Raw genomic sequence first — 12,652 nt, 5'->3', positions numbered from 1 at the left:
CGCAGTGCTTTTCGACGCCCCCTGCGCTCATCCCAGTTCCCAGCGACAGGCCCGCAGCTCCACTTTCCAGGTGTCGCCGGCGGTGCGGTGGGGGATGTTTTCGGCTGCCCAGTGTTCCTGGGCACGCGCTGCCACCGCGGAGCTGCCGTCGGCGCGCACCACCCGCCACCAGGGCACCAGGTGACCGAGGGTGGCCAGGATTTTTCCGATCTGGCGGGGGTTACTGTTCACCTGGGCGGCGATATCACCGTAGGTGCTGACCCGGCCCGGTGGGATGAGTTCCACCAGGTCGAGGACCCGGGAGCTGAGCGCATCGAGCTGCAGTTCCGGGTCTTTCCGCTCCCCCACTGTTTGCTGCCCGGGGTGGGGTTACTTGAACTGGCTGAGGTCGATGTCCAGCAGGGAGTCCGCTTCATCGCCTTCTTCGACCGGTTCAGCCACCTCGCAGAGGGTCAGGGTGGCGTTGGTGGAGTCCGCGATGATGGCCATGCGGCCGAACTGGGAGTCCCAGGGTTCGCGGATGATCTCGCCACCGAGTTCCGGTACCTTGGCCACTGCTTCATCGACGTTGAGCACCCCGAGGTAGGACTGCCAGAAGCTGGGGACCTGGGGTGGGAACTGACCTTCGGCTCCAAAGAGGCCGGCGAAGGCGCCGCCCCCGGCCATGGCGGTGGTGTACTGGAAGTCGTCTTCCTGGGCCATGGTGGCGGTGTCCCATTCGAAGACCTCGCGGTAGAAGTCCACGGTCTGCTCATAGTTGCTGACCACGGTGTTTTCATGCCATACCGGGGTGCCTGGTTCGCCGGCGGCGACGAAGGATTCCTCACCGCGCGGGGCGATCAGGCCGAACATGGAGCCGGCGGTGTCCACCACGATGGCCATGCGGCCCAGCTGTGCTTCGGTGGGTTCCCCGAGCACGCGGCCCCCCTTGGCCTTGATGGCCGCCAGGGTTTCATCCAGGTCCGGGGCCAGGAAGTAGGTGATGAAGGTGTCCGGGAAGGGTGCCTGTTCCGCCTGGCGGATGAAACCGGCGACGGGCAGACCCTGAACGCGGGCGATGCGGTAGTCGGAGTCCGCCACCTCCTCCTTGATGTCCCAGCCCAGCAGCTGGGAGTAGAAGTGGGCGGACTTCGCCGGGTTGGAGGTGGTCAGGTCGAGCCAATAGGGCATACCGGCTTCGGCTTGGAACGCGGGCATTAAATATTCCTCCACTTTTCGGGGTCGAAGTCATCATTGGCGGTGGCTTCATCGAAGTAGTCGTCGTCCCCGCCCGCATCGGTGGCGACGCGGGCGCAGTTCTCCCCGATGCACACCAGGTCACCGATCTTGAGGGTGGCACCCCGGCGGGTGTCCACCTCACCGTTGACGGTGACCTGTCCCTCGTTGATCAGGGCCTTCGCTTCACCACCGGTGGCGGCCAGGTTGGCCAGCTTGATGAACTGTCCGAGCTTGATATTCTCGCCCTTGATGGCGATGTCCTCACTCTGCATGCGGCCCAGTCTATCGACGCTCCCACCCTGCGGCGTTCCCGGGGATGGTTGCGGGGAAAAATCAGCCACTTCAGAGGAACCCGGCCACACCCTCATAGATCATGAAGGCTGCCAGCAGCATGAAGATGATTCCGGCGATGATGTCGAGCAGCGCGGAGTTACGCAGCAGACTCTTCGCCAGGGAACCGACCGCCAGGGCCACCCCGACGAACCAGGCCACCCCGATCAGGATCAGCAGCACCGCCACCAGGGCGCTGGCACCCAACCCCATGTCGGGGCGGATGAACTGGGTGAAGACAGCACCGAAGAAGAGCACCGCCTTCGGATTGGCCAGGTTGGTCAGGATGCCGGTGCGCAGGGCCTGCCCGGCGGTCATCTCCACTGCGGTGCTTATCGACGTCGTGCTCTCCCCCGCCGCACTTTCCCCGACGATCCGGGCGGGTTGACGGCGTGTGGCCAGCCCACCCCGCACCGAGGAATAACCCATCCACATCAGGAAGGCACCCCCGACCAGCTGGAGGAGATGCAGGATGGCGGGTTGGGCGTTGATCAGGGCGGACAGTCCCGCCAGGCTGGCCAGGATCCAGATGGTGTTACCCACCATGATCCCCAGGGCACACCACACTCCGGCGGGACGGCTCCGGGAACCCACCCTGGTGATCTGCAGGAGATCAGGGCCGGGGGAGGCGATCGCCGCGATCCACACGGCAACCAGGGCGAGCAGTGTCGAAATGTTCACCCGGGGAAGTTTAGGCCTGGTCGCGTGGCTTCATGATGATGCGGTCGATGTTGACGTGCTTGGGCTGGGCCGCCACCCAACGGATCGACTCGGCCACATCCTCCGCGGTGAGGTTGAGCTTGTCGGCGTAGACGGCCTCCGCCTTGCTCTGGTCGCCCTTGAAGCGGACCAGGGAGAAGTCGGTGTCCACGCGGCCCGGGTCGATCTGGGTGACCCGGATGGGGTTCTCCTGGTGGTGTTCCAGGCGCAGCACCTGGCTCAGTGCGCTTTCGGCGAACTTGGCGGCGTTATAACCGGCACCACCCGGGTAGATGAAGAAGGAGGCGACGGAGACGACGTTGACGACATGCCCTTCCGCCGCGACGAGCTTGTCCAGCAGCGCCTTGGTCACCCGCACGGTGCCGAGCACGTTGGTCTCGTACATCCAACGCCAATCATCCAGATTCGCCTCCGCTAGGGAGTCCAGTCCCTTGGCACCACCGGCGTTGTTGACCAGCAGGTCCACCTCCCCCACCTGGGCCACCAGGTTGGCGACGGATTCCTCAGAGGTGACATCCAGCTCGATGGGGATGCCCCCGATCTCGGCGGCCACCTCCTCGATCTTGTCCTTGCGGCGTGCCGCCACGATGACCTTCCAGCCGTCCTTGGCCAGGGCGGCCGCGGTGGCTGCACCGATGCCCGAGGAGGCGCCGGTGACGATTGCTGTTTTCTGGGAGTTCTCAGTCTGTGCCATGCCCCATAGTGTGGCAAGGGCCACTATTTGCTGAGGGGGAATAGGGGAAAGATACCCCCGCTCCGGCGTTTCCATACCCCCGAAAGCCCGGCAAAAACCCTGATCAGAAGGGAACCCCGGAGCCTTGGGGGATGTTCGACAAGCGCACGATCTCCCCCCCCCTGTTCACTCCCCGACCTGACGGATGGTGATGTTTATCCTCCCCTCCCGCAGGCCACACCCCTCCGGTGCGGTTCCCGGCTGCACCCCAGGTACCCCGTGGTAGGCGCGGCGGGAGGGACCCCCGAAGATGATCACGTCCCCGGAGAGCAGGGAGACATCCACCCAGGGTTTATGACGGTTCAAGGTGTTACCCATCCGGAAGAGGGCGGTGTCACCGATGGACAGGGAGATCACCGGCGCCCCGGAAGGTTCATCGGCATCCACATGCATCCCCATCCGGGCATCCGGTGGGTAATAGTTCACCAGTCCACCCTCGGCCCGGAACCCCTCGGACCAGGGGGCCAGTGCCGGGGAGATTGCCGCCGCCTGCCGCAGAAACTCCACCGCCAGCTGCTGGTAGTTCCCAGGCACCCCCGGAACCGCATGCCCCGCAACCTGACGGACCAGCCGGTAGGGGTTGGTGGCCCAGTGATGACCGAGGCTGAGCACGTGCACGCTCATCTGCCCACCACCGATCAGGGGGCGGCGCATCCCCACCGGGGTGCCGGCCACGCTGCGGGTGATATCCCGGGCCTGGGAAACCAGGCTCTCCTGCTGCGGCAGGTCCAGGGCCCCGGGCAGGTGGACCACCCCGGGGGCGATTTCCCGGGCGGGGCGCGGGAGGTCCGGGGCGTCGAAAAGGGATGGCACGTGGGGAACCCTTCCACCAGAATGGGCTGGTATGAGCGACTTCGACCTTAACAAGCCCGGCGTCCTGGATCAGATGCGGGAACAGCAGTGGCACCAGCCCGGGCATCCGGAAGCCGCCGCGCAACGCCTGGCCACCGCCCGGAAACTCAAGGAACTCAATGACCTGGCCAACACCGAACCCGAACGTGCCCGCCAACTGGTGGCCGAACTGCTCAATTCTGATGGCAGTGCCACCGTCATGGCACCCGCCGCCATCGAGTACGGGGTGAACACCTTCCTGGGGCGGGATGTCTTCCTCAATTTCGGGGTGACCATCCTGGATTCCGCGGAGGTGCACATCGGGGACCGTAGCGGAATCGCCCCGAACTGCCAGCTGATCACCGTCGGCCACCCCGTGGATGATGTGGCGATGCGACGCGGCGGTTGGGAACGTGCCCAGCCGATCCATATCGGCGCGGATGTGTGGATCGCCGCCGGGGTGATCATCTTCCCCGGGGTCACCATCGGGGATCGCTCCGTGATCGGTGCCGGTTCCCTGGTGACCAAGGACATCCCAGCGGACTGCCTGGCGATGGGAGCCCCGGCCAAGGTGGTCCGCCAGCTGGACCCGCCGGCGCGCAGGGAACGAGATCAGCTGCCCGAGGGGGCACCGGTGGTGCCCCGGCCGGGGGAGCTGTTCTGAGCACGGACCTGCTCATTAACCGGGCACAGCTGTAGTTCGGGTCTTAGAGTGGGGGCTGTTCCCACTCCGGAAGAACCCTGAGGTGAAGTGATGACCGCACCGGACCCCTCCAGATCCGGCCCTGCAGCCGGTACCGAAACGCCGTCCGCGCCCCATGCCCTGGACCTACCGGAGGTATTCGCCCGCTTCGACAGTGGCGAAGCCGGGCTGAGCCTGGCCCAGGTGCAGCAGCGGTGGGATGAGTATGGCCCCAATGCGCTGCCGACCACCAGGCCGGAGTCGTCGCTGCAGCGCCTGCTCCGCCAGTTCCGGGATCCGATGATCTATGTGCTGATCGCGGCGGCTGTCTTCACCGCCATCCTGGGTGAGGTGGTGGACACCATCGTCATCGCGGCGGTGGTGCTGATCAACGCCCTGGTCGGTTTCTTCCAGGAGGGCAGGGCGGCGGATGCGATGGAGGGGATCCGGAATATGCTCTCCCTGGAATCCGCGGCGCTCCGCGATGGGCGGTGGGGCAATGTGCCCGCCGAGGAGCTCGTGCCCGGTGATGTCGTCCGGCTGCGTGCCGGGGATAAGGTGCCGGCGGATCTGCGTCTGATCGAGCAGCAGAGCCTGCAGATCGAGGAGTCCGCGCTCACGGGTGAGTCCGTGCCGGTGTCCAAGGAGCTGGGCACCGTGGACGTTGATTCCCCCCTGGGGGACCGCAGCAACATGGCGTTCTCGGGCACCACCATCACCGCCGGTTCCGGGTTGGGCCTGGTCACCGGGACCGCCTCTGACACCGAGATCGGTCACATCACCACCATGCTGGAGGAGGTGGAGGAGGTGGCGACCCCCCTGACCCGGGCGATGTCGAAGTTCTCCTCCCTGCTCGCCGTGATCGCCGTGATCCTGGCGGTGCTCATGGTGGTGGTCTCCGGGGTGCTCTACCGGACCGAATTCGGTGAGCTGATGATGTCCGCCATCGGTTTCGCCGTGGCCGCCATCCCCGAGGGCCTGCCCGCCGTCATGGCCATCACCCTGGCCCTGGGGGTGCAGAAGATGGCGGGACGCAAGGCCATCACCCGCCGCCTGAACTCCGTGGAAACCCTCGGTTCGGTGACCACCATCTGTTCCGACAAGACCGGAACGCTGACCCGGAATGAGATGACCGTCCGGGAGGTGGTCACCCCCTCCCACCGCTACCGCGTCAGCGGCACCGGTTATGCCCCCGAGGGTCATGTCGAACTTGCCGGGCAGGGTGGGAAGGTCACCGCGGATCAGGAGGGGCACCGCGATCTGCTGCGGATCGCCAAGGTCGCCGCCTACGCCAATGACTCGGACGTCGAGAAGCGCGCGGACGGCTGGACCCTGATCGGGGAACCCACCGACGGTGGCATCCGCACCTTCGCCATGAAAACCGGGGTGGCCTATGAGGGCAGGCGCATCGCCGCCGTACCTTTCGACTCCACCCACAAATACATGGCCACCCTTGACACCCACGCGGACCGTGAAGGCCTGGTCATCCACCTCAAGGGCGCCCCGGACCGTCTCCTGGAGCGCTGTTCCACGGAAAGAGTCGCGGATGGTGGCACCCGGCCCTTGAAGCGCGACCACTGGGACGCCGAGATCGAGAGACTCGGTGCCGAAGGCATGCGGGTGCTGGCCGCGGCAGAGCTGAAGGTCCCGGCGGACACCCGGGAGATCAGCACCCAGGACATCGATGCCGGAGGTTTCAGTTTCCTCGGCCTCTACGGCATCATCGACCCACCCCGGGATGAGGCCATCGAGGCGGTGGCCACCTTCCACCGCGCCGGGGTCAACGTCAAGATGATCACCGGTGACCATGCCGCCACCGCCACCGCCATCGCCCGGGAGATCGGCATCCCCGCGGAGCGCGCCATCACCGGCCCCGAACTGGAGGCCGCCTCGGATGAGCAGATGCGGGAGATCGTGCGGGAATATGATGTCTACGCGCGTACCAGCCCGGAGCATAAACTGCGCCTGGTGCAGGCCCTGCAGGCCAATGGGGAGGTGGTCTCCATGACCGGTGACGGGGTCAATGACGCCCCCTCCCTCAAACAGGCAGATATTGGTGTGGCCATGGGAATCAAGGGCACCGAGGCCACCAAGGAGGCGGCGGATGTGGTGCTGGCGGATGATAACTTCGCCACCATCGGGGCCGCGGTGAAGATGGGCCGCACCATCTACGACAACCTGCGCAAGGCGATCGTCTTCATGCTGCCCACCAATGGTGCCCAGGGTCTGGTCATTCTGGTGGCCATGCTGATCGGCATGACCCTGCCGATCACCCCGCTGCAGGTGCTCTGGGTCAACCTGATCACCGCGGTCACCCTCTCCCTGGCGTTGAGTTTTGAACCCTCCGAACCGGATGTGATGGACCGCAAACCCCGGGACCCGAAAACCCCGATCCTGGATTCGGAGGCGATCATCCGCATCATCTACACCTCCCTGTTGATCGGTGGGGCCACCATCGCCGCCTTCCTGCTGGCCCAGGGGGGTGGGGTGGAACTAGCCGCCTCCCGAACCATTGCGGTGCACACCCTCGTGGTCGGACAGATCTTCTACCTCTTCGCCAGCCGCTTCTCCAAGGTCAGCTCGGTACGCAAGGAACTGTTCAGCACCAACCCCATCTCCTGGGTCTGCGTGGGGCTGATGATCCTGCTGCAGCTGGCCTTCGGCTACCTGCCCTTCATGCAGGCCGCCTTCGACACCACCGCCGTCCCACTGCAATGGTGGCTGCTGCCGCTGCTGGTGGGAGTGGTGATCTTCCTGGTGGTGGAGCTGGACAAGCTCATCCGACGCCGGGGGGCACGGAACTGAGCCAGGTGGCTCAGCCCGCCAGGTGCACCCTGACCCCGGTGGCCGGGCGGGTGAGGAACTGGGTCCAGGAGAAGGTCTGGTCCTCCGTCTCCCGGGAGACCTGCACCTCCGAACGGGCGAGTGCGGCCACCCCCACCGAAAGCGCGGTGACCGCGATCTTCTCCCCCGGGCAGCGGTGGCCACTCCGGACCTCCCCACCACCCTGCGGAATGAAGGCCCCCAACTGCTCCGCATCCCCAGCATCCAGGAAGCGCGCCGGGTCGAAGGTGTCGGCATCCTCCCATTCGGTGTGGGCGGTGTTGGTGCCCAGGATGTCGAGGAGGATGCGCTGGCCACGGCGGATGGGGCACCCCTTGATCTCGGTGTCAGTGGTGGCCAGGGCCGGCAGCATCGGCACGAAGGGGTAGGTGCGGCGGACCTCCTGGGCGAAGGCGGTGGCCTCGGGGATGTCGATGAGTTCTTCCCCGGCGGCTACCCGGATCCTTTCCGCCCACTCGGGGTGCTCCACCAGGGACACCGCGGCAAAAGCCGCGAAGCGGGAGACCGCGATCGTCGGCCGGGTCAGGTTCTGCAGTTCCACTCCGGCGGTGTGCTCATCCACCAGCTCACCGTGTTCATCGCGTAGTTCCGCCATGCTGGCCAGGGCAGAGCTGGCGGGGGCGTTGATCTCACCTGCGCGCACCCCGGCGATCAGGCTGCGGTACCAACGGTCCGCGCGCCACCGTTCCACCCAGGCCACGGGATTGCCCTTCGGGGTGCCGAAGTTGTCCAGCAGGCGACTCAGGCTGCGGGCCTGGCGTTCCATCTCGGGGGTGGACACGGAGATCCCCGCCCAACGAAATGCTGCCCGACCATAGGCCAGGGCGAAGTCGTCGTAGACATTGCCCGGTTGCTGCCGCCAACGGTCCAGGGTGGTCTGCACCTCTTCGGCGACCAGGGTCTTGAAGCGGGCCACCGGTTCATCCTCGTAGACCTGATCGGCCAGGGCATTCTTACGCACCCGGTGGGCTTCCCCATCAAGGGTATGCACCGCGCCACTGCCGAAGAGCGGTACCTGGATGAATTTAGGCATCGCACCGGCGCGTTTGACCTTGTCGGTGTCATAGAAGAGTTTGACCCCCTCTTCCCCACGGAGCAGGGTGGCACGTTTGCCCATCAGGGTCAGATTCACCGGGGTGTCGGCGTTGGGGTGGGCCCCGGCTTTGCGGCGCACCCGGGAGGTGAAGAGATAACCGTGTTTGAGTAGGTTCAGGGCTTGTTCAGTGCGAATCTTCGGTGGTGTGCTCATGCTGATTCCTTGACGTTCCTTCGAAAAAATTGTTGTCTTGGGAGGACGTGATGGTCTCGCTGCGCTCCCCCGAGGGGTGCCGGCACCTCCCACTGTAGAGACGCTATTGAACAAGGATGGTGGGCCTCACAATTTTGGTGGGCGGGATACCCTTGAACCCGACATGAACACCGCACCTTTCAATCTTGAGCGCATCGGCACGGGTCTCCCCGTCGCCGACACCATCGACCAGCTGACCGGTCTTCTCCACGAATCCGGGGCGGTGGTGATCCAGGCCCCGCCCGGCACCGGTAAAACCACCCTCATCCCGCCTGCCCTGGCCAACCACACTGGGGGAAAGGTCCTGGTCACCGCACCCCGGCGCGTGGCGGTGCGGGCCGCGGCGCGCCGACTGGCACAGCTGGATGGTTCCCGCCTGGGTGAGCGGGTGGGGTTTTCGGTCCGGGGCGAACACCACCCCGGTTCGATGGTGGAGTTCCTCACCCCGGGTGTGCTGCTGCGCCGCCTGCTCAACGATCCCTCCCTGGAGGGGGTCAGTGCGGTGGCCGTCGATGAGGTTCATGAACGTCAGCTGGACACCGATCTGGTGCTGGGCATGCTCATCGAGTTGCGGGAACTTCGTGATGATCTGCAGCTGGCGGCGATGTCCGCGACCCTGGACGCGCAGCGTTATTCCGAGTTGCTCGGTGGCCCCGTCCTGGCCACCCCGGCGGTGATCCACCCCTTGGAGGTGGAGTACGCCCCAGCGGAGGGCAGGCTCAGCCAGCGGGGTGTGGAGTGGGGTTTCCTGGATCATCTGGCACGGCGCGCGGTGTCCGCGGCGGAGCGTACCGGGGATTCGGTGCTGGTCTTCGTCCCTGGGGTGCGGGAAGTGGAACGGGTCTGCCGGAGTGCCGCCGGGCTCACCAACCTGGCGGTGCTGCCCCTGCATGGCCGGTTGAGTTCCCGGGAGCAGGATGCTGCGTTGAGTCCCGCCGAGGGGGCCCGGATTGTGGTGTCCACGTCCCTGGCGGAAAGTTCGCTGACTGTCCCGGGTGTCCGGGTGGTGGTTGATTCGGGGCTTTCCCGGGTGCCGCGCCGGGACGCGGCCCGCGGTATGTCCGGACTGGTTACGGTCTCTGAGGCTCGGTCCACCGCGGAGCAGCGGGCGGGTCGTGCCGGCCGTGAAGGGCCGGGTCTGGTGATCCGGGCTTTTAGCGAGGCTGATTTCCGGCACCTGAGTTCCCACATCACCCCGGAGATCCGCACCTCCGATCTCACCCAGGCGGCCCTGCAGCTGGCCTGCTGGGGCACTCCGCGGGGTGAGGGTCTGCCGCTTCTCGACGCCCCGCCCGCCCCCGCGATGCGGGATGCAGAGGAGGTGCTGCGGGGCCTCGGGGCCATCGATAAGCAGGGGGCGGTGACCCGGCGGGGCCGTAGTTTGGCCTCGATGCCGGTGTCCCCGCCGCTGGGGGCCGCCCTGTTGGAGCATGGGGCGGGTGCCGCGGAAGTGGCGGCCTGTCTGGCGGAGGATCCCCGGGGGGATATCACGGTGCAGCTGCGCGCCTTGAGGGGGCAGCGCAGTTTCGAACGTGAGGTGAAGCGCCTGCGGCGCCTGGCGGGGGCGGATCGTGGGGTGGTGGATCCGGGTCGGGCGGTGGCCACTGCTTTCCCCGGACAGGTGGCCCGCCTGGAGGATCCCACCAAGCAGGAGTATCTGCTGGCCAGTGGGACGCGTGCCGAGTTACCTACGGACCTGGGGCTTTCCGGGGCGCCCTGGTTGGCGGTGGCAGAGGTTACCCGGGCTGGTTCGCGGGCGATCATCCGGGCGGCGGCGAGGGTGTCTGAGGAGGATGCCCTGGCGGCCATCGGGGTGGAGAAGGTGCTTTCCGCCAGCGTGGTGTCAGGTAGGGTGCGGGGCCGGGAGATCCGGCGGGCCGGGGCCATTGAGCTTTCCGCCACCCCGGTGAAGGTGACGGCGGAGCAGGCCGCTGGGGCGCTGGCGGATGGGGTGCGTCAGCAGGGGTTGGGCATGTTCCACTTCTCGGAGAAGGCCGCCGGCCTGCTGCAACGCCTGGAGTTCCTGCACACCCAACTGGGTGATCCCTGGCCGGATCCGACGGCGGCGGATCCCCTGGAGTGGCTGGGTCCGGAGTTGCGTTCCCTGGCTGGTGGGGGTCCGATCAACAAGATCGACATGTACCCCGCGTTGCAGCGCCTGCTGCCGTGGCCGGAGGCCACGAAACTTGCGGAACTGGCCCCGGAAAGGCTGCAGGTGCCCAGCGGTAACAGTCACCGGGTGGACTACGCCACCGGGCGGCCGGTGGTGGCGGTGAAATTGCAGGAGTGTTTCGGTCTGGCATCCTCTCCGGAGCTGGCCGGGGTGGCGGTGCAGTTCCACCTGCTCTCCCCCGCGGCCCGGCCCTTGGCGGTCACCGATGATCTGAGCAGTTTCTGGTCCGGCCCCTATGTGCAGGTGCGTGCCGAGATGCGGGGCCGTTACCCGCGGCATCCCTGGCCGGAGGATCCCTGGTCGGCGCAGGCCACCGCAAAAACCAAGCGGCGGATGTGATTCAAGTTCCGTGATTTAAGTTCCCAGGGGGGTGGAGATGAATGAAGCGGACCTCCCAGGGGGATTTCCGGGGATCCGCTCTTATTTAACCTTGGCCTTATTTAGCGTTGGCAGGGTGCTTTTCAGGCCGCCTGGCAGGCCCGGTCCAGGCCGAGCAGGGAATCCACGGAGAGCTGGGTGGCATTGGCCGGCAGATCGCTGAGCTCGCCGCTTTCGGCGTCAATCTGGCGGAGCTGGAAACCCTCCGGAATTTCGCTGACCTCAGCGGCGGCCACCGCCAGTCCGGGCAGCTGCACGGCCGAGGCATAGAGGAGCAGCTCGGGAAGCCCCAGGAGATGGGAAGCGGACACGGCACCGCTGATCAGTTCCACCAGTTCCCCGTGTTCCATCGCTGCGTCGGGAAGGGTCACGACAATAGCGGAATCCATTGCCGGGACACCGCTGGTGCAGATACTTTCAGGCTCCGATTCGAGGGGCTCAGGGCCCTGGAGGTTCATTGTCATCATGATTTTCAGCCTAACCCCTGCGTCTGGAGTTGGCTGGAAAACTCCCTGAAAGAACACTGTGAATAGACAGCTTTGTATACCCTAAGTAAGGTGTTTGAGCTGCTATCCCAGGGAAAACTGCTGGTAACTGAGATATACACCCATGACAACCACCATCGTGAGCAGTGCCACACGAATGAATCTAATTCCTCCCCCCAGAACAGTTTTCGCCCCCATTTGGGCACCTGCGATATTCGCCACCGCCAAAACCAGGCCCAGCGTCCACCACACATGCCCGTTCAGGGCGAAAATCAACAGCGCCCCGAAGTTGGTCGCGGTATTGACAACCTTCGCCATCGCCGCCGAGGAGAGGAAATTCTGGGAGAGCACAGAGGTGAAAAGCATGATCAGGAACATGCCGGTCCCCGGACCGAACACCCCGTCATAGGCGGCCACCAGACCCACCCCACCCAGCGCCACCCACCGCCGCCAACCCCGGGCAGGCAGCTCCCCACTTTCCCCGCCACCGAAGCTGGGCCGGAAAGCCACGAAGATCCCCACCGCCAGCATCAACACGATGATCACCGGGCGCATCACCGAAGCCTGGATCAGACTCGCCGCCAGGGCACCCCCACCAGCACACACCACCGCCAGCGGAATATAGCCCAGCAACAGTGCCCGGGAGGGGCGGATGCGGCGCATCAGTGTGAAAGCCGCCGAGGCGGTACCGAAGACGGCAGCCAGTTTATTGGTGGCCAGGGCACTCGCCGGGGCCAGGCCGGGCGCCACCGCCAACAGCAGCGGAATGAGCACCAGGCCACCACCACCGATGACCGCATCCACCCAGCCGGCGAGCAGCGCCCCGAAAATCAGGATCGCCCAGCCGCCCACTTCCAATTCCACCATCCCCACCCCACCACCCTTCGCAACACGCCAACCGGACCCTGCCCCGCCCCGGGGATAAGAGGCGGAAACTCAATGAATCCTGATTTTCCCCCAGGAATTATTT

12 protein-coding genes are annotated in these 12,652 nt (G+C 65.8%); 3 read left to right on the top strand and 9 right to left on the bottom strand.

The annotated features are described in order from the left end of the window. Positions 1 to 27: 27 nt before the first annotated feature. The 6 genes from COCCU_RS00950 to COCCU_RS00925 all read right to left on the bottom strand — a co-directional run bounded on the left by COCCU_RS00950 (position 28) and on the right by COCCU_RS00925 (position 3,814). The gene (locus tag COCCU_RS00950) at positions 28 to 348 is read right to left on the bottom strand and encodes an MGMT family protein (RefSeq protein ID WP_231598813.1); all 321 of its coding nucleotides are present in this window, start codon (positions 346 to 348) and stop codon (positions 28 to 30) included. A 21-nt stretch (positions 349 to 369) separates the two neighbouring features. After that, the gene (locus COCCU_RS00945; RefSeq protein WP_156229757.1) at positions 370 to 1,197 is read right to left on the bottom strand and encodes a VOC family protein; all 828 of its coding nucleotides are present in this window, start codon (positions 1,195 to 1,197) and stop codon (positions 370 to 372) included. Then, positions 1,197 to 1,490 (bottom strand): RNA-binding S4 domain-containing protein, encoded by a 294-nt coding sequence (locus COCCU_RS00940; protein ID WP_156229756.1) that lies wholly within the window; start codon positions 1,488 to 1,490, stop codon positions 1,197 to 1,199. Before COCCU_RS00940 ends, COCCU_RS00945 begins: the two co-directional genes overlap by 1 nt. 70 nt (positions 1,491 to 1,560) lie before the next feature. Continuing rightward, on the bottom strand, positions 1,561 to 2,229 hold the full coding sequence (locus COCCU_RS00935; RefSeq protein ID WP_156229755.1) for a LysE family translocator: 669 nt from the start codon (positions 2,227 to 2,229) through the stop codon (positions 1,561 to 1,563). Positions 2,230 to 2,239: 10 nt separating this feature from the next. Then, on the bottom strand, positions 2,240 to 2,962 hold the full coding sequence (locus tag COCCU_RS00930; protein WP_156229754.1) for an SDR family oxidoreductase: 723 nt from the start codon (positions 2,960 to 2,962) through the stop codon (positions 2,240 to 2,242). A gap of 165 nt (positions 2,963 to 3,127) precedes the next feature. Then, entirely contained in the window at positions 3,128 to 3,814 is a 687-nt protein-coding gene (locus COCCU_RS00925) for an alpha-ketoglutarate-dependent dioxygenase AlkB family protein (protein WP_156229753.1), read from the bottom strand. Between the two features lie 31 nt (positions 3,815 to 3,845). On the opposite strand from COCCU_RS00925, the gene COCCU_RS00920 reads away from it, so the two are divergent. Next, positions 3,846 to 4,496: a sugar O-acetyltransferase gene (locus COCCU_RS00920; RefSeq protein WP_156229752.1), complete on the top strand. Its 651-nt coding sequence runs from the start codon at positions 3,846 to 3,848 to the stop codon at positions 4,494 to 4,496. A 90-nt stretch (positions 4,497 to 4,586) separates the two neighbouring features. Beyond that, positions 4,587 to 7,319 (top strand): cation-transporting P-type ATPase, encoded by a 2,733-nt coding sequence (locus COCCU_RS00915; RefSeq protein ID WP_156229751.1) that lies wholly within the window; start codon positions 4,587 to 4,589, stop codon positions 7,317 to 7,319. Between the two features lie 10 nt (positions 7,320 to 7,329). Here COCCU_RS00915 and COCCU_RS00910 read toward each other — a convergent pair whose 3' ends face one another. After that, on the bottom strand, positions 7,330 to 8,607 hold the full coding sequence (locus COCCU_RS00910; RefSeq protein WP_156229750.1) for a cytochrome P450: 1,278 nt from the start codon (positions 8,605 to 8,607) through the stop codon (positions 7,330 to 7,332). Positions 8,608 to 8,770: 163 nt separating this feature from the next. Here COCCU_RS00910 and hrpB point away from each other — a divergent pair, with 163 nt between their 5' ends. Continuing rightward, on the top strand, positions 8,771 to 11,158 hold the full coding sequence (gene hrpB / locus COCCU_RS00905; RefSeq protein WP_156229749.1) for an ATP-dependent helicase HrpB: 2,388 nt from the start codon (positions 8,771 to 8,773) through the stop codon (positions 11,156 to 11,158). A gap of 122 nt (positions 11,159 to 11,280) precedes the next feature. Here the strand turns inward: hrpB and COCCU_RS00900 are convergent, their stop codons facing one another. Together COCCU_RS00900 and COCCU_RS00895 are read right to left on the bottom strand one after the other, a co-directional pair. Then, positions 11,281 to 11,664, bottom strand: coding sequence for a hypothetical protein (locus tag COCCU_RS00900; RefSeq protein ID WP_156229748.1), 384 nt, complete (start codon positions 11,662 to 11,664; stop codon positions 11,281 to 11,283). Positions 11,665 to 11,766: 102 nt separating this feature from the next. After that, positions 11,767 to 12,549, bottom strand: a complete 783-nt coding sequence (locus tag COCCU_RS00895; protein WP_156229747.1) for a TSUP family transporter — start codon at positions 12,547 to 12,549, stop codon at positions 11,767 to 11,769. Between the last annotated feature and the right edge of the window lie 103 nt (positions 12,550 to 12,652).

This window comes from Corynebacterium occultum (genome assembly GCF_009734425.1).
Classification (GTDB): domain Bacteria; phylum Actinomycetota; class Actinomycetes; order Mycobacteriales; family Mycobacteriaceae; genus Corynebacterium; species Corynebacterium occultum.
This window is presented reverse-complemented; position numbering and strand designations above follow the sequence as displayed.

Coding starts and splice junctions, on each gene's coding strand:
- COCCU_RS00945 (WP_156229757.1), bottom strand. CDS start 1,197: ATGCCCGCGTTCCAAGCCGAAGCCGGTATGCCCTATTGGCTCGACCTG.
- COCCU_RS00940 (WP_156229756.1), bottom strand. CDS start 1,490: ATGCAGAGTGAGGACATCGCCATCAAGGGCGAGAATATCAAGCTCGGA.
- COCCU_RS00930 (WP_156229754.1), bottom strand. CDS start 2,962: ATGGCACAGACTGAGAACTCCCAGAAAACAGCAATCGTCACCGGCGCC.
- COCCU_RS00920 (WP_156229752.1), top strand. CDS start 3,846: ATGAGCGACTTCGACCTTAACAAGCCCGGCGTCCTGGATCAGATGCGG.
- COCCU_RS00915 (WP_156229751.1), top strand. CDS start 4,587: ATGACCGCACCGGACCCCTCCAGATCCGGCCCTGCAGCCGGTACCGAA.
- COCCU_RS00910 (WP_156229750.1), bottom strand. CDS start 8,607: ATGAGCACACCACCGAAGATTCGCACTGAACAAGCCCTGAACCTACTC.
- hrpB (WP_156229749.1), top strand. CDS start 8,771: ATGAACACCGCACCTTTCAATCTTGAGCGCATCGGCACGGGTCTCCCC.
- COCCU_RS00900 (WP_156229748.1), bottom strand. CDS start 11,664: ATGATGACAATGAACCTCCAGGGCCCTGAGCCCCTCGAATCGGAGCCT.
- COCCU_RS00895 (WP_156229747.1), bottom strand. CDS start 12,549: ATGGTGGAATTGGAAGTGGGCGGCTGGGCGATCCTGATTTTCGGGGCG.